Origin of the sequence: Flavobacterium johnsoniae UW101, from assembly GCF_000016645.1 — a bacterium.
Lineage (GTDB): Bacteria > Bacteroidota > Bacteroidia > Flavobacteriales > Flavobacteriaceae > Flavobacterium > Flavobacterium johnsoniae.
The window spans coordinates 1,355,263-1,372,944 of the sequence record NC_009441.1 but is presented as its reverse complement, the minus strand read 5'-3'; the positions used below and the strand labels follow the sequence as shown (position 1 = coordinate 1,372,944).

Sequence of the window (17,682 nt, the reverse complement as noted above, 5' to 3'; positions counted from 1 at the left end):
AGTTCTAAGATATTTCTTAAATAAAAGATAAAGAAAACTTAATTTTCAGTAGAACTAACTAACGCTTTCTATTTTGGGGATTTTCTTCATCTACAATCAAACAGCTTTATCGTGAAATATCACAATCATTTCAACGAATTAATATCATTATAAATAACTGTTATTTCTTTAGCATATTTTTTTGCATTTGGAATACGGATAGCGCGAACATATTTTTCAATCTCTAATGGATTCTCTTTTAATATCCAATATTCTAACAGATAACCAATAAGAAAGTTTTTGTAAAATGGAAGATTTACAACTTTATCATCTTCTTCTTTTTCAAGATTATAACCTTTTGGATATTCTTGTTCTGTATCATCGGCATATTTCCTGAGTTTTACTTCTACATAAACCGATATTGAATCCATATATAATTCGATTAGAGATTTCAAATCATCTGTATTAACGTTTGCTAAATTTAATTCTTCAATATACAAATCCCAAATAACAGAAGGACTATCATGATCAATTTCAATCTCAATTCTTGATCTAACATTTTCTAATAAAACATTATAATTTGTTGAGTTGACTAAATCTACTAAAGTTTCCATAGTATGTGTTTATTATCTTTCTATTTCTATTCAAACAAATTTTCAACTGCATCTGCGAGATCTTCTTTATAAAATCCTAACTTAATTAAATATTCAAAAAATAACATAAAACAGTCAATATTTTCATCAGTAGATTCACTATCATATTTTTTAAACAATAATCTAATAATGCGAAGATGTAATTGAGCATTATCATTTTTTTCAAAATCTCTTCTTTTGCTCAGATTGATAAACTCAAAATCAATTTCTGAAGTAGGATAATTTTCATTTGGTATAAATGCGTTCCAATATTGTTCAGCAATTAGAAGCTTATCTTGAAGAAAAGGACTCATTTTTTCTTTAAAACTCTCTACAAGCTTAATCCTGCAGAGCATCTGCTTTTGATAAAAATATTCACTGTTATTTTCAGTCATTTCATCTCTGCATTTTCCTAAAAGCAAATCTAAACGATCAGTTTCTGGTGGTCTATATTTACTCTGTCCAAACATAATAGTACTCTTTCAAATTGATGACCTGTTTATTGAACACCCTTTTTATATTCATATTCAATAATTGCTTTACCTTCTCCATAGTATAAGTCTACAGTTTCCTTTTTAGGATATTTTTTATTAACAGGCGTACTATAATTCGAAACATCAAATGGTTCAATAGAATGTGTTTTAATACTATTAAATGTTATTCTTTTTTGATTTCCATATTGGTAACCATGACCAGTAACAACCTGCCAGAAAATAACATTCCCTACTAAATTGTAAACATTAGCATATACGGTATCTTTTGGCGTACGCCTCTCCGTCATACAGCTTTCTTTTTCATAAATATCTCCATCTTTATCATATTCAAAACAAGATTCTTTTTCGAGTTCTATTCTTCCTATTTTATCTTTTTGAAGATTAATAGTAAGGGTATATTTTCTTTGAGATTGATTATTCTTTTCTATTCCAATTTTACTAATTATAATTCTGTTTGATAGATAACTAACCGTAGATTTAGTAATTCCGTATATACCTGATTCTCTAAAAGAAATAACCCGCCCTGACTGATCGTAAACGAGAGAATCGACTTCTGTTGCATCTATATGTAATTTTTTTAAACGATTATGATCGTCGTATGAAAAAAAATTGGAATCCTTGGTAACCTCATTTTTGTATACAATTGTCCGTTTTACTTTACTCAGCAAAAGAGGTGATTTTTCATTATTTTTAGATTCGTTTTTAGAGGAATTACAAGATACAACTGCTAGTATAAGAAACAGAAATAGATTTTTTTTCCATTTTGATTTTATTATGATTGTGAAAAAACTGATCTTTTAGCGCACATATCGAATACTCTAAAAAAAAACAAAAATATTTTAGTCCATAAGAAAAAACATCCTTTAAAAGTTTTAAAAACAAAAGTTTAAGACATTTTATAACATAAAAAAGGCTTCTGATTTTAAAGAGTCATTTAAAATGATTTTACTTTTTCCCTGAGCGAAAATCGAAGTAAATCCAAGAAGTAAAAAAAGAACAAGAAAGTGATTTTGCATAAAAGTTATCTTTGAAAATTTGACTCAAAGAAAACTTTTTAGTTCTAAGAATTTACTTAAACGAAAGATAAATAAACCTTAATTTTTAATAGAACTGTTTCACCGTTTCAATTTCACCCGTTTTCTCATCTACAAATAAATAAACTGCTCCATCATCATGAAAAATATCACAATTCTTAATTTCAAATTGACCTAAAAAGAAAAGAGGTTTATTATTTTTAATAATCCAATTTGGGCTTTGAATCCATTTTGGTGGTTTCGTTTGATATTTAAATAAAGCTGAAAATCGATCTTTCATCTCTTTTTTAAATTCTGATTTAGATTTATTTGCTTCTGCTGGTAAAATATACTTTTCAATAAAATCTAAATCTGTATTAATATATTTTGGTTGAGAATCTAATATAAGACCATAATCATCACTATATTTCTCATACTTTTTAAAACTAATTCCCTTTTTGGTCAAAAACAATTGTACAGCCCCTTGCGCATTCAATTGACCTCCTATACTTTGTATTTTTTGTTCAACTAAATATAAAAATATTGTCGAATTTCCTATATATGTATTTTGCAACTTTAAAGTATCATCTAAAAGCAGTTCTTGTAATTTTGTATTTTCAAACAGTACTTTTTCAAAATCTTTAGGAGTTATAATTCCCTCTACAAAATCTTTTAATATTTTAATCTCGTTTTCCATGTTATTACTAATCATTTAATAATGTTGCAAATGTACATTTCTCTAAAAGTAAAAACATCCTTTAAAAGTTTTAAAAACAAAAGTTTAAGACATTTTATAACAAAAAAAAAGGCTTCTGATTTTTAAAAACCAAAAGCCTTTTTCTTTTTTAATTTAAGTCTACTCCTCAAACAATTCCATTAACTCTAAAGCTCGTTTTATCGACTTCACATTTTCAAAAGTCAACAATAAACGTAATCCGTTTACAGTTTGTTTTTCTTTCATTTTGCAGAGCGAACTATGTTTTTGAACAAAGTTCAGGACGTTTCTAAACTTCACAGACTGATAATAATCTGACTGCTGATCGGATACGAAATAGCCAATCATTTTGCCTTGTTTCAAGACTAATTTCTCGATTCCGACTTTTGTTGCAATCCATTTTATTCTAATGCTGTTTAACAATGCTGTCGCTTGTTTTGGCAAAGGCCCGAAACGGTCAATTAGTTTTCTTTCAAATTCCTGTAATCCTGCTTCGTCTTTTATAGCGCCTAATTCGTTGTATAAAACCAAACGTTCTGAAACGTTATTGATATATTCATCCGGGAATAAAAGCTCAAAATCGGCATCGATTTGAATGTCTTTTACATATTCTTTGGTATCAATATCATTTTCTTCAGGATATAAATCTTTGAATTCGTTTTCCTTCAACTCTTCAATGGCTTCATTCATAATTTTCTGGTACGTATCAAAACCAATTTCATTAATGAAACCGCTTTGTTCTCCGCCCAATAAATCTCCCGCGCCTCGAATTTCAAGATCTTTCATCGCAATGTTGAAACCGCTTCCTAATTCACTGAATTGTTCCAACGCCTGAATGCGTTTTCTGGCATCTTCGGTCATTGATGAATACGGAGGACAGATGAAATAACAAAATGCTTTTTTATTGCTTCGCCCTACTCGGCCTCGCATTTGATGCAAATCTGATAATCCGAAATTATTAGCGTTGTTGATGAAAATCGTATTTGCATTTGGAACGTCCAAACCACTTTCGATAATTGTGGTTGCTACCAAAACATCAAAATCTCCGTTCATAAAACCTAACATCAATTCCTCAAGTTTGGCACCGTCCATTTGTCCGTGGCCAATTCCAACTCTTGCATTTGGAACCAAACGCTGAATCATTCCAGCCACTTCTTTTATGTTTTCAATTCTATTATTGATAAAGAAGACTTGCCCGTTTCTCTGAATTTCATATGAAATCGCGTCACGAATAATTTCTTCATTAAAACCAACCACATTGGTTTCAATTGGATAACGGTTTGGTGGAGGCGTTGTAATTACCGATAAATCCCGCGCAGCCATTAATGAAAACTGCAAAGTTCTCGGAATTGGCGTTGCAGTTAATGTCAGCGTATCCACATTTGCAGCAATGGTTTTCAGTTTATCTTTTACGTTAACTCCAAACTTTTGTTCCTCATCGACAATCAATAAACCTAAGTCTTTAAAAACTACATTTTTATTGACCAGTTGATGTGTTCCAATTACAATATCCAGTTTTCCTTCGGCTAAATCTTTTAGCGTTTGTGTTTTTTGTTTTGCCGTTCTAAATCGGTTTAAATAGCCAATTGAAACTGGCATGTCTTTTAAACGTTCAGAAAAAGTTCTGTAATGCTGATACGCCAAAATAGTTGTCGGTACCAAAACTGCCACTTGTTTACTGTTGTCAACGGCTTTAAAAGCTGCACGAATGGCAACCTCTGTTTTTCCGAAACCAACGTCACCGCAAACCAAACGATCCATTGGACGATCGCTTTCCATATCGGCTTTTACTTCCTGTGTCGATTTCATTTGATCCGGCGTATCTTCGTAAATAAACGAACTTTCTAATTCGTTTTGAAGATAACTGTCCGGCGCAAACTGAAACCCTTTTTCTAAACGACGTTTTGCATACAGCTGAATCAAATTGAATGCAATATGTTTGACGCGCGCTTTGGTTTTCTGTTTTAAAACCTTCCAGGCGTTCGATCCAAGTTTATAGATTTTCGGAGGCGTTCCGTCTTTTCCGTTGTATTTCGAAATTTTATGAAGCGAGTGAATGCTCACATACACAATATCATTATCGGCATAAACCAGTTTTATGGCTTCCTGGGTTTTGCCTTCAACCTGAATTTTCTGCAATCCGCCAAACTTTCCAATTCCATGGTCTATGTGTGTTACATAATCGCCGACAGAAAGTGCAGTTAATTCTTTAAGCGTGATATTCTGTTTTTTAGAATATCCGTTTTTAATGTTGAATTTATGATAACGCTCAAAAATCTGGTGATCGGTATAAGCGGTTATTTGATTTTCTTCATCAATAAAACCTTGATATAAAGGCAATACAATGGTATGATAATGCTTTCTAATATTTTCTGAATTGGCTTCGTCTAAGCTTTCAAAAATATCGTGAAAACGCTTTGCCTGCGTTTCATTCGAACAAAACAGATAATTGACATATCCGTTAAAATGATTATCGCTTAAATTATTCAGCAATAAATCAAATTGTTTGTTGAATGACGGCTGAGGCTGAATATGGAATTCGAATTTTTTAGTGGTTTTAAAAACTGGTCTTGAAGCCAATTCTACAACCGAGAAATCCAATGCTCGTTTTATAAACGAAGCCTGATTTAAAAACAACTGTTCTGGTGCAGCGTGTTTTATTTCTTTAGACAATTTCTCAAAAGCTTCTTCTGCCCTTGCAAATTGTTTGTCTAACTGACTGAAAAGTCCTTCGGTATTTTGAATAAAAAGAACTGTTTTTTCGGCAATATAATCTAAGAAACTTTCACGGTTTTCCTGAAATATCTTGTTTTCAACATTTGGGATAATCGTAATCTTTTTATGTGTTTCTACAGATAATTGTGTTTCTACATCAAAAGTTCTAATGCTGTCTACTTCATTTCCAAAAAACTCAATTCTGTAAGGATGGTCGTTTGAAAATGAGAATACATCGACAATTCCCCCGCGAACTGAAAATTCGCCGGGTTCTGTAATAAAATCGACTCTTTTAAATTCGTATTCAAATAAAACTTCGTTAATAAAATCAATCGAAATTTTATCGTTTAAAGAGACTTTTAAAGTGTTTTTATCTAATTGCTGGCGCGTTACTACTTTCTCAAAAAGTGCTTCAGGATAAGTAACAATTACAGCTGGTTTTTTTCTTGAATTGATTCGGTTTAAAACCTCAGCGCGAAGCAGAACATTGGCATTGTCTGTTTCGTCAACCTGATACGGACGGCGAAATGATACGGGATAAAACAAAACGTCCTGTTCGCCAATCATCTGCTCCAGATCGTTTAGGTAATATGCGGCTTCTTCTTTGTTGTCTAAAACAATCAAAAAAGGCAGTTCGGTTTTCTTAAAAACGGAACGAATTATAAATGAAACAGCAGATCCAAGTAATCCGCTGATATTCATTTTTATCTGATTCCCTTCTAATAAACCTGATGCAATCTGCTGTGCTTTTGGCAGATTATCGTATGTTGTATATAATACGTTTTTACTCAACTCTTGGTAAATTTGGATCTATTGGTACTGATGCGTTTGGAATAGCGCGTGTTGTGTCTAACATTTTAAGAAAATCTTCTTCTCCCTGTTCTTTTGGAACTTTACTTCTCTCTACAATTTTATCCATTTGTCTTTCTAAAGAGACAAGTTCTTTATTAATTTCGCCAATTAAAAAAGCAACTTTATCATCTGGAATCTGGCTTAAATGAATAAACAAATCCATCATTTTAATTTTGGTAATCAAAACTGAAATTCGGCTTTTAATTGCCGGCTGATTAAATTCGTTTGGAATGCTATTGTTTAAAGCCATTGCTTTTTTTGAAATAGCAGTAGATTTTTTCTGAAATGCCCCTATTGTTTTTCTGGGTTTATCTCCAATTTCTTTTATAAAATCGCGCCATTCTGTCCAGGTTTTTATATTTTGTTCTGAAACCTCATTAATAGGTTCATCAATAAAAATCCAGGCTTTATTTATATTGTTAAAAATCTTAGCATTTTTTTTAGCTTCTTTCGCATTTTCAGCAAGACGTTTTTGATTCTCATCCTGACAGGATTGAAGTGCAAAAATCAAAAGTAAAAACAGCGCTATTTTATATTTCATTTGATAATAATGTTAGACCGCAAAGTTACAAAGTAAATTTACAATTACGAATTGTGTTTTTTGCTAAAGATTCTATAAATCAAGGTTATTTTTTTGTCACAGATTTTAATGATTTAATGGATTATTTCTTCAAAAAAATCATTTTTAATCTGTATAAATTGCAGCTAAACTAAATACACACAGTCAGAGAATAATCTAAAAAACAATCTTTATTGTTGTTGATTTTATAATTTAATGTTATAAAAAACGTTGATATTTGCGAAAACGTTATATTTGCAAGACTAAAATCTAAACAAAATGAATCCAAAAATATTAATCATTGGTGCCTGTGGGCAGATTGGCACTGAGCTTACTCAAAAACTTCGCAAATTATACGGGACCGAAAATGTCATTGCATCTGATATTCGAAAATTAAATACGGATGTGGTTAATTCCGGACCTTTTGAAGTGGTAAATGCTTTAGATTTTAACCAGATTGAACATCTTGTTGAAGTTCATAAAATTACTGATGTTTATTTGATGGCTGCGCTTTTATCTGCAACTGCTGAAAAAAATCCGGCTTTTGCGTGGGACTTAAATATGAATTCGCTTTTTCATGTTTTGAATTTAGCGAAAGCCAAAAAAATTCAAAAGATTTTCTGGCCTTCGAGTATTGCGGTTTTTGGACCGACAACTCCAAAAGAAAATACGCCTCAATATACGATTATGGAGCCTTCTACGGTTTACGGAATCAGTAAACAATCTGGCGAAAGATGGTGCGAATACTATCATAATATTTATGGTGTTGATGTTCGAAGCATACGTTATCCTGGTTTAATAAGCTGGTCGACTCCTCCGGGCGGCGGTACTACAGATTATGCAGTTGATATTTTCTACAAAGCAATCGCAGATAAAAAATACGAATGCTTTTTGTCGTCTGAAACCAAAATGCCAATGATGTATATGGATGATGCAATCGATGCGACGATTAATATTATGAAAGCTCCTGTTGAGCAGATCAAAATACATTCTTCTTATAATTTAGCGGCAATGAGTTTTACTCCAACTGAAATTGCTGCCGAAATTAAAAAGCATATTCCTGAATTTGAAATTACCTACAATCCAGATTTCCGTCAGAAAATTGCAGACAGCTGGCCGGCAAGTATCGACGACAGTTCTGCAAGAGAAGACTGGGGATGGAATCATAAATTTGATCTGGAATCGATGACAAAAGATATGATTGAACATTTGAGTTAATCTAAAAACAATAAAATTTTAAAGCGTGTTATTCTGAGAGTAACACGCTTTTTTTGTAAAATTTATTTATAGAAAAAACTTTGGCTGTATAATTTATCTATTTTTGAATATGTTTAAACATTAATCAGGTTTATACTAAAATCATCAATAAAAATCACAACAAAAATATCAATCAAATGACAAATTCTTATTATCCTGTCGAGCAGAGCAAAAGAACTGCAATTGTTGACATACTTCGAGGCTGGGCTTTATTGGGTGTTGTTATTGGTAATTATTCTGGTTTTCTGCTCATTGGTGTACCGCACGAAACTAAGGATAGTATTTTGTCTGAGATATTATCTTACTTTGATCAGTATTTTTTAGCTGGAAAATCCTGGACTTTATTAACAGTGTTGTTTGGATATGGTTTTGCGATTTTAATTAATAATGTTGCGGCAAAGGGCAAAAATCCGGTTATCTTTTTTAGCTGGCGAATGATACTGCTTTTTGGTCTGGCTTTTATAGATTCTTGTTTTTGGTTTGGCGACATCTTAAAAGATTATGCTTTTTTAGGACTCATACTGCTGTTTTTTTACAAATCCTCAGCAAAAACATTAGCCTGTATTTGTACAGTAATTATCCTTGCCATTCCTTTTATAATGTCTTACATTAAAGGTCTTAATATAGAAAGAACAGCAATTACTACAAGTCCAGAATATTTAAAGTTATATTATTCAGGAAATTGGCTGGACTTTTTTAGGTTTAATTTATTGGCTTCTTTTTATCAGCAGGTTATTGTTCCCGGCTATGCGATTACGTCGCATCTTGTTATGCTGGCTTGTATGCTTTTTGGGGTTTGGCTGCAAAAAATAGATTTTTTCGACCGCTTAAACGAAATGAAAAAACGATTATTATATGTACTTGTAATCAGCTTAGTTATTGCTGTTATAATGGGTATTATTTTTTATTCTGCAATTGAAAGGAAAGCCGGGTTTCTTCAATTCTTCCATCCTTATTTCTGGTTCATTTTGAGTACAATGATTTTTATCGCATCTGGACTTAGTTTATTGTACAGTCATAAAAAACTAAAAACAGTATTCAACTATTTTAGAGCAGGCGGAAAAATGACATTAACCAATTACATCGCCCAAAATATTTTAGGTGCATTTATTTTCTCCGGAATTGGTTTGGGTATTGCTGATACAATGCCATATTGGTTTTACTTTTCGCTGGCGGTTGTCATTTTTGTTCTCCAGTTATTTATAAGCAAATGGTGGCTTTCAAAATACAATTACGGCCCCATTGAATGGTTATGGAGATCAGCTAGTTATCGAAGATTATTTCCTTTTAAGAAAACTGAAATCCATGTAGTTACAGAGATAAAAGCAATTTAATCTCTAAAAAACATAATACCTTAAGAACGTTTAAGGACTTTAATCAATAACACAGTCAAAACACAATTTCTACATTCTCTTATGCGTTAAAAAATTTCAAGTTTATTCATAAATCATCAATCAAAATCACAACAAAAACATCAATCAAATGACAAATTCTTATCATCCTGTCGAGCAGAGTAAAAGAACTGTAATTGTCGACATCCTTCGAGGCTGGGCTATACTGGGCGTAGCCATTGGCAATTATTTAGATTTTTTATACATCGGTATAGAAAAAGATATTAAGTACGATACTTTTTCGGAAGTACTTCAAACTATTAACCGCTATTTTTTTGCGGCAAAATCCTGGACATTACTGACTCTTTTATTTGGCTACGGATTTGCGATTTTAATTAATAATGTCGCTTCCAAAGGAAAAAATCCCGTTGCATTTTTTACCTGGCGAATGGCTTTACTATTTATTTTAGCCTTTATTAATTCTTCTTTCTGGTTAGGTGACATCTTAAAAGATTATGCCTTTCTAGGACTTGTATTATTGCTTTTTTACAGATGTTCTGCCAAAACTTTAGCCGTTATTTCTACTGTGATTGTACTTACAGTTCCTTTCTTAATGGCTTATATAAACGGATTGAAAATAGAACATACTGCAATTTCTTCAAATCCTGAATACTTAAAACTATATCATTCTGGAAACTGGATTGATTTTTTCAGATTTAATCTGCTGGCTTCATTGTATGAGCAGATTATCGTTCCGGGCTATGCGATTACGGCTCATTATGTAATGCTGGGATGTATGCTTTTTGGTTTTATGCTGCAAAAACTAAACTTTTTCAACCGCTTAATAGAATTGAAAAAACTGCTGCAATATGTTTGTATCATTAGTTTTCTGTGTGCTGTTGTTATTGGAATAGGATTTAATATTGCTATAATCTACAAAGCAGGATTTTTAAAATTTTTCCATCCGCTTTACTGGCTGGTTTTAAGCACGATGATTTTTATATCAACAGGAATCTGCCTCTTATATATTAATGGAAAATTAAAAACGATTTTTAGTTATTTTAGTGCAGGCGGAAAAATGACGCTGACCAATTATATAAGTCAAAATATATTGGCTGCCTTGATTTTCTCAGGAATTGGTTTGGGTATTGCTGATACAATGCCGTATTGGTTTTACTTTTCGGTGGCGGTTTTTATTTTTGTTGTCCAGTTATTTATCAGCAAATGGTGGCTTTCAAAATACAACTACGGCCCAATTGAATGGTTATGGAGATCTGCCAGTTACAGAGAATGGTTTCCTCTAAGAAAAATACAGCCGGAGGTTACTCCTGCTGATATAAAAACAATATAACCTTTACGATTTTGGAATAAACCTGAAAATAAAAAAAGCCCTTAAATTTAATTTTAAGGGCTTTAATACCACGAGATTTTCCATAGAAATAACTTAGTTGGTTGTAATCGACATGATAATGTCTTTGTTTGGCATCTTGTGACCCAATTTGAGCAGAATAAATTTCGCGTTTATCCTAAACATCAAGTCGATTTTTAGACTTAAAAACATTATTTTCATTTTATTTAAGACAATGATTATTCATCACATTTCTTCAAAATTATTTCTTGTTGATCCTTGCTTTTTTCTTGTTGAAATTCACACTCTACAAACTCTCTTTTTTGTTTTTTTTTATTAAAAAAACCGTACCAATAAAAATATAGGGTATTCTTATCAATTACTTTTACATATGCAATTGGTTTATTATTTAAATACTCATTCCAATTTAATTTTGCTCCAAAACTACCTCTATCTTCAGGTATTTCTTTTAATTTATATGCTATTCCGTTTTCTGAATTATATCTTTTTAATTCAACTAATTCTACATAAATTTGATTAAACATAACTTCTAAAAATGCAGTCTTATTAGTTATTGTCATACTTGCATTTCCATTTATGCAATTAATCTTCCAATAGCCATTAAGTCTTTGATTATCAAGTCTTATTTGTGGCTTAGCATCATCACAATTACCACATTCTTCACATGATTGTTTTATATGAGGAATCGTCTTTATAAAAGTACTATCAATATAAATTTTATCATTTATAGAAAAGTATTTACTATCAATCTTTTTAATGCTTAGTGTCGAAATGTTCTGAGTTGGATCAGTATTTTTTATTTTAAGCTGGTAGGTATCTTTATTCTTTGATATATTTAAAATCCTATATTTAAAATCACCATCTTGTGCACTTGTGTACAATAAAATTGAATCTTTTAAAAGATATTTTTTATTTGATGCGTCACAAGGCTCATAAATACTATTTACTGAATTAATTTTTTTTACTTCATAAAATGAATGATTTTTAATTTCTGTAAAATCATTTTTAATTTCTTGACAGCTTGAAAAAGTGCTAATTAATAATAGTAACTTAAATAATTTTTCCATCTTTAAAATTTCTTGCAATTTGTGTAACTGTAAATATATTATTGTCATTATTCCCTTTTCCATGAGCATTTGTATCCATCAATTAATTGAAATCTATAATCAGCTGATTCACCTCTTTTTGTGCCGACATCCCAATATAAATACGTGAGTGTTCCCTTATCACACTTTCTTCCAACAATTACTACATAGTGATCAGTTGTTGGATTGTCTTCTTCGTTATAATCTAGACCCAGCGTATGATTAATACCGGCTCTTAATGGATAACCTCTTTCTAAACATTCATCAACATATGCAATAGCTGCAATACCCAACATTTGCTAGATTCCTGATGTATCCAATGAACTGGTTTTGCATTATTATAATGAGTTTTTATCTTCAGATCCCTGATTGTTTTTTTAAGTAGTGTTTCAGTTTTTTTGGCTGGAATTTCTCTAATGTTTTTTGTATTACTTTTTTGTCTTAGTTACACTTACATGATAGAATGGACAACAATGAAATTATCGCGATAATACTTTTCATTAATTTAATATTTTAAGTTGTTTTTACTAATCCATGGGGCATTTTTCTCTTTACAATAAAGTAGCCATCCAAAATTATATTCCCCTATCAATGAAAAGAAAAAACATAGGTGTTATCTTTTTTACTGAATAAATACAACCTGTTTATCTATTTTTTAATTTAAAGGCTGTTTATAAAAGTTTTTTAGTAAATATTAATTTTTATCTAATAATAACCAACCTTTACGATTTTCAAAAGAATCGGATTGAATATAAAATTTTCCTCCATCTTCTTTTATAATATAACTTGGTTGTTTATTATCACCTTCAAAGAGTTCCAATTGATTATTTCTTTCTAATCCTTTATACTCGGATTCTATTGGTAATTCTGAATCACTCTTAAAAACTACTTTGTTACTTTCTATAATGAAATAGTAGACCCAACTACTATTACTACCATCATTAAACTTTTCGGTAAAATTTCTACTGAATTTTCCCTGCCATTTTTGAGATATTTTTATTTTATCTTCACTACTATTATTAGACGATTCGTTTGATTTTTTTACAATTGAATTTATATAATTTTCTCGCCAATTATTAAAGTTGCTTTCGTCCTTTTCATTATTTATATCAATTACATCAATCACGTCCCATCTTTTTAACTTTTCTTTATAAAAACAAACTTGTACTTTCCTTGGATTTACTGGAGAATAGGGAGAATCCATATCAGGGTTCCTTTTTAGAAATTTAACATCTACGTAAAATACCCAAATATTAAAATCTTTTTCTAAATTGGAAACTAAGCATTTATTAATTTGTTCAAGAATTTTATCTTCTTTTTTCCACACATCTTTAACAGAAAAATTGTTCATCTGTTTATTGTACCAATTTTCAGCTCCTCCTTTTGGTATTATTATAAAAAACATATGCCCCTTATCTGTAAATAATTCATCACAGTTTTTAAAAACCCCTTTATGTCCTTCCCAACATATCTCATCTAAAAAAGATAAAAAATTTATACTCGTTGTAGGTTTGTTCTCAATACTCTCTTTTATTTCATTATTCTTTTTTATTTCATTTTGCTTACATCCAGCAATTTGAAAAATAAATAGTAAAAATAAAAACAATACATTTTTCTTCATTTTCTCATTTTTAAATTATAATTCTTTTGAATAATTAGTAGGTCTGTAATATCCAAACCAATTTGAATGATTTACTAATGCTTTTCCTTTTCTTTGATATACAGCTGTCCTTGTACAACCTGTTTTTTGCCATCCTCCATTTGCATTATTAAAGCTATCATCTCTACTTCCACTACTTCCAATTGATTCAAGTATTGTTACTGTATCTTTTGTTTCATCATATTCATAAACGATACCAGTATGTCCTTGCCAACTTCCATTTTTAGCATAACCCCAAGCGAAAATATCTCCTCTTTGTGGTTTAAAACTTTCTTCTTTACTTCCTTTAACTAAATCAATATTATTATTTCCTATAATTTTCCTAAAGGAACTTTCACTGACCATATTAGCAGTTGTCATATAAATTGGTTTTGTCGTTATACCTAATTCAAATAGATAACGACTCACGAATTCTGAGCAATCCATTTTTTCCAGACCTTCAACAGTATTATCAGTTCGTAAATTATTAGTTTCTTGAGCATATTCATGATGTTCATCAGCGATTCTCTTCATTTTTGCCAAAACGCCTTCACCATATAAATTATCTTTATCTTTTCCTCCAATATTTCTGCAATCAAAAAGTTTAGTTTTATTTTTAAAACCTAAAACCTCTTTAACTTTTAATCTAGGATACAATTCTCCTCTACTAATTTCCTTATTTTTTTTACCACTTAAAACATTGTTTCCCTTTTCATTATAATACTCTCCATCAATACTTTTATTTGCATCATAAGGTTGTGTTGCTTTAGGATCTAATTCTCTTCTTTTTTTATCTTTTTCTTCACTATAACAAATAAATGAATCTTCTTTTCCAACGGCAGCTGGACACCAAATACACATATACATATCAAGGGCATTTCTAATAACCTTTTTAGAATCAATCCACATTTTAAAATATAACTCAACATATTCTAATTGTTCCAAAACAGTCATTTTTGACAATCTTTCTTTTGTTAATTTAGTCCCTTTATTGTACTTGTTATCCTTATTCATTCCATTAATTGCATCGCTTGTCCACTGCACTAATCCCGTAGCTCCGCCAGAACTATATCCTTCATAAGGCTTAAATGAGTCTGCTGTTTCCAATGCAATACAATTCATTAAATGATTTGCCATTTGTTTCTTATTTTCTTCTCCCCATAAATTTGAACATATTTGTACTACTTTTTTTCTTTCTTCACATGTAAATTTATTTCCCCATGCTAAATCATAATCTTTACAAACACAAGTTCCTGTTTTATTATTGGCATTACTCTCAGACTTCTTAACCAAAACAGCACTTTTATATTCCGCCAAACCAAGCAAAGCGCTTTTTTTAGTAATCGCAACCCCGCCATTAGCTGTTTTATTGCCATTATATAAAATCTTATCTTCACCATCTTGTACCACTGCATATACTGCGCGCGATGGCAATTTTTCGCTAATTCTATCCCATTGTAACTTTGCTTTTACAGCACCGCTTGTATCGACTGCAACATCAGTTACTTCAAATAACTTATTGCCTTTTTCGTAAATTGTGATTTTTAGTTTTTCTCCGGCTTTTATACCACGAGACTTTCCATAGAAATAACTTACTTGGTTGTAATCGACATGATAATGTCTTTGTTTGGCATCTTGTGATCCAATTTGAGCAGAATAAATTTCTCGTTTATCCTGAACATCCAGACGATTTTTAGATTTAAAAACACCTTCGGTATTGGCAAGTTTCAATTTTGGTGCACTAATTTTTACATACAGCATAGCCCAATCTCCTGCTTTATTTTTTACGTAGCTGTCTAATGTAAACGGGATAAGATTTCCGTCGTAACTTTTTACAGTAATTGCTTTGCAGTAATCATCTTTAAAAGCATCATTATCCCAAATTTCAATCGTGAGGTCTTCTCCTATAAGATGTTCCTGCTGTACCCAAATATTTACGGTTTGGTGCCAGCCCGACTTTTCGATCTCTATGCCATTGCTGTCGGTAAACATCATTCCCAGTACTTTTGCCTGTTTTACATCTATACTTAATGTTTTGCCCTGCTGCCTGTTTATACGGCATTTTACTATTTCTTTTCCAGCTTTAAGAGGCTTTATGGATATTGTTTTTTTATCTGTCGTTTTATGTGGTATTGCGGTATCCCAAATTACTGTTTCGTTTGCAGTCAAATCTGGAAACACTAAATGATCCGCTTCTAAAAAAGTGGTTTTACCTACTTTGGGAACTCCTGTATAACTAAAAGAAATAACATCATTTTCTTTTACTTCAAAATGCCAGTCGTCTTCTTCATGTTTGGCATTCTGCCCATAAGCATTTGCTAGTGTAACATAAGCTTCTACAACATATTTACCAAAATTCATTAATTCATGCCCTGGTATGGTTATACTTTTTCCGTTGCCAATCAGGCGTCCGTTTAGATTCCATTTTACAGCTTGCACTTCTTTAGCTACAGCTTCCTGCTCATCGGGGATATAAAGACTAAATGTGCTTTCTTTCACAGCAAAATTCATAGGGGTTCCTGGTCTTATTACTTCGGCATTATGCGTTATCTGAGAAACAGAATTGGTAATTGTTTCTGCTGAAAAACTTTGTTTCTGTACTTCCTCGGCAGATAATTTATATTGAGCAGTAATTGTATACTTTGCTTTTGTATTTACAGGAGTAAACGATATGGTATTTTCAATTCTAGTCGATTTTAAAACGCTTCCTGAAGCATCTGTAACATATATTTTCAAATTTTCAAGCTCCTCATCTGTAGGAGGCATTAAAAAATTGGCTTTAAAACTAGCAGGAAAGTTTTGTCTTAATCTCATTTTTCCTCCAATCATTTTGGTAAAATTACCACCGTCAATTGGCAGGAGTTCAGTTCCTTGCAGTTTGTTTAAAATCACTTCGATGTCCAGACAGCAGTCCGGATAACTTTTATATGCTGTTTCGGCTTCGGGATCGTCTTGTTTAGGTTTTCCGTAGCCTTCAATTCGGTACTTCCCAACTGTTAAAAATGTGTACGTAAAACGTGTTCCTATTTGTTCTTCTGTGTATAATCTCTTGTCTTTATCTCCGTCAAACCCCTCATAAATTACCCATGAAACAAAATCGACATTGCCTTTGCTTACTTTTGCTTCAAACGTACATTCCTGATTAGGGCGTATAACTATTTTCTCAACATTCTTTGTTTGTGTTGATGATACTGCTTTGAAATCAGGATCATTTTTTAAGCTTTTTAAAGCAATGCTTGAAACACTTGGATATGCTGTTTTTAAATTGGGCATTTTTACTGCCGGGTTAATTAATGCAAGCGCCGCCGGATTTGTTTTCTCGGCATGCTCTTTCATAACGGTATTGGTTTGTCCGTGTTTGGCAACTTCTATTTTTCCTCCAACAGTGCATTGCAGTGTTGAAATCTCTGTAAGTACTTTGTTGCCAAAAATACTTGTTTTATCGTAGACCTTTGTCCATTTTGGTGCGGGCGCCAGCGCACAAGGCTGATTACCACCTGAAGATGGTTTTAGGGTGCATTTACCAAAAGTCGCGGCGGCCGGATCGAAAGTTTTATCAATCTCGGTAGCAAAAAATTTTCCTGCCTCGGCATTTAGAATTACTTTATTGTGAGAAGTAACTAATAATTTGGCTGTCTGTTTTGGATTTTCTGCCTTATCACAAGAGCACAAACTTCCATGCACCACAAAATATTTATCGTTGTGTGCATTTTGGACAGTTTCTTTTTCTTGTTTTTCTTCCTGTTCTTTTTCTTCTTTCTGTTGTTTATGTTGTTCTTCTTTTACTTGTTCTTCCTTTTGTATTTCTGCTTCTTCGGCTTCATCAAGTTTAGCTCTTTTGGCATTTATTTCCTTTATTTTTTCTGGAGAAGGAGTCAGCAGTGTTTTCCCCTGAACTGGTTCCTGACCAATTCCATCATTTATTTCTGCGTTCATATTATGGTAATGACGCAAATCATAAGGATCTGTTATTCCAAGTTCTTTAGCAATACTTTCAAGTGTATCTTCTTTTTTTACTAAATAAGGTATTGAACTATTCATG

At 31.7% G+C, this 17,682-nt stretch carries 13 protein-coding genes; 3 read left to right on the top strand and 10 right to left on the bottom strand.

What is annotated here, in order from left to right; all coding sequences use genetic code 11:
- Nucleotides 1-125: 125 nt before the first annotated feature.
- From FJOH_RS06270 to FJOH_RS06245, 6 genes are all read right to left on the bottom strand, one after another.
- Complete coding sequence (locus FJOH_RS06270) at nucleotides 126-593, bottom strand: hypothetical protein (protein WP_012023288.1); 468 nt, start codon at nucleotides 591-593, stop codon at nucleotides 126-128.
- Between the two features lie 26 nt (nucleotides 594-619).
- Entirely contained in the window at nucleotides 620-1,081 is a 462-nt protein-coding gene (locus tag FJOH_RS06265; RefSeq protein ID WP_012023287.1) for a hypothetical protein, read from the bottom strand.
- A gap of 29 nt (nucleotides 1,082-1,110) precedes the next feature.
- Entirely contained in the window at nucleotides 1,111-1,773 is a 663-nt protein-coding gene (locus tag FJOH_RS06260; protein ID WP_012023286.1) for a hypothetical protein, read from the bottom strand.
- A gap of 433 nt (nucleotides 1,774-2,206) precedes the next feature.
- The gene (locus FJOH_RS06255; protein WP_044047542.1) at nucleotides 2,207-2,815 is read right to left on the bottom strand and encodes a hypothetical protein; all 609 of its coding nucleotides are present in this window, start codon (nucleotides 2,813-2,815) and stop codon (nucleotides 2,207-2,209) included.
- Between the two features lie 159 nt (nucleotides 2,816-2,974).
- On the bottom strand, nucleotides 2,975-6,340 hold the full coding sequence (gene mfd, locus FJOH_RS06250; protein WP_012023284.1) for a transcription-repair coupling factor: 3,366 nt from the start codon (nucleotides 6,338-6,340) through the stop codon (nucleotides 2,975-2,977).
- Complete coding sequence (locus tag FJOH_RS06245) at nucleotides 6,333-6,941, bottom strand: hypothetical protein (RefSeq protein ID WP_012023283.1); 609 nt, start codon at nucleotides 6,939-6,941, stop codon at nucleotides 6,333-6,335. The genes mfd and FJOH_RS06245 overlap by 8 nt, the downstream gene beginning before the upstream one ends.
- 297 nt (nucleotides 6,942-7,238) lie before the next feature.
- Here FJOH_RS06245 and FJOH_RS06235 point away from each other — a divergent pair, with 297 nt between their 5' ends.
- The 3 genes from FJOH_RS06235 (at nucleotide 7,239) to FJOH_RS06225 (ending at nucleotide 10,898) form a co-directional block, all read left to right on the top strand.
- The gene (locus tag FJOH_RS06235; protein ID WP_012023282.1) at nucleotides 7,239-8,177 is read left to right on the top strand and encodes an L-threonine 3-dehydrogenase; all 939 of its coding nucleotides are present in this window, start codon (nucleotides 7,239-7,241) and stop codon (nucleotides 8,175-8,177) included.
- Nucleotides 8,178-8,353: 176 nt separating this feature from the next.
- Nucleotides 8,354-9,550, top strand: coding sequence for a DUF418 domain-containing protein (locus FJOH_RS06230; RefSeq protein ID WP_012023281.1), 1,197 nt, complete (start codon nucleotides 8,354-8,356; stop codon nucleotides 9,548-9,550).
- A 148-nt stretch (nucleotides 9,551-9,698) separates the two neighbouring features.
- Nucleotides 9,699-10,898 (top strand): DUF418 domain-containing protein, encoded by a 1,200-nt coding sequence (locus FJOH_RS06225; protein WP_012023280.1) that lies wholly within the window; start codon nucleotides 9,699-9,701, stop codon nucleotides 10,896-10,898.
- Between the two features lie 236 nt (nucleotides 10,899-11,134).
- Here FJOH_RS06225 and FJOH_RS06220 read toward each other — a convergent pair whose 3' ends face one another.
- The 4 genes from FJOH_RS06220 to FJOH_RS26190 form a co-directional block, all read right to left on the bottom strand.
- Entirely contained in the window at nucleotides 11,135-12,046 is a 912-nt protein-coding gene (locus FJOH_RS06220) for a hypothetical protein (RefSeq protein WP_044047540.1), read from the bottom strand.
- The gene (locus FJOH_RS06215; RefSeq protein WP_012023278.1) at nucleotides 12,031-12,297 is read right to left on the bottom strand and encodes a hypothetical protein; all 267 of its coding nucleotides are present in this window, start codon (nucleotides 12,295-12,297) and stop codon (nucleotides 12,031-12,033) included. Before FJOH_RS06215 ends, FJOH_RS06220 begins: the two co-directional genes overlap by 16 nt.
- Nucleotides 12,298-12,695: 398 nt before the next feature.
- Complete coding sequence (locus tag FJOH_RS06210; RefSeq protein ID WP_012023277.1) at nucleotides 12,696-13,622, bottom strand: hypothetical protein; 927 nt, start codon at nucleotides 13,620-13,622, stop codon at nucleotides 12,696-12,698.
- Nucleotides 13,623-13,637: 15 nt separating this feature from the next.
- On the bottom strand, nucleotides 13,638-17,681 hold the full coding sequence (locus tag FJOH_RS26190; protein WP_012023276.1) for a PAAR-like protein: 4,044 nt from the start codon (nucleotides 17,679-17,681) through the stop codon (nucleotides 13,638-13,640).
- Between the last annotated feature and the right edge of the window lies 1 nt (nucleotide 17,682).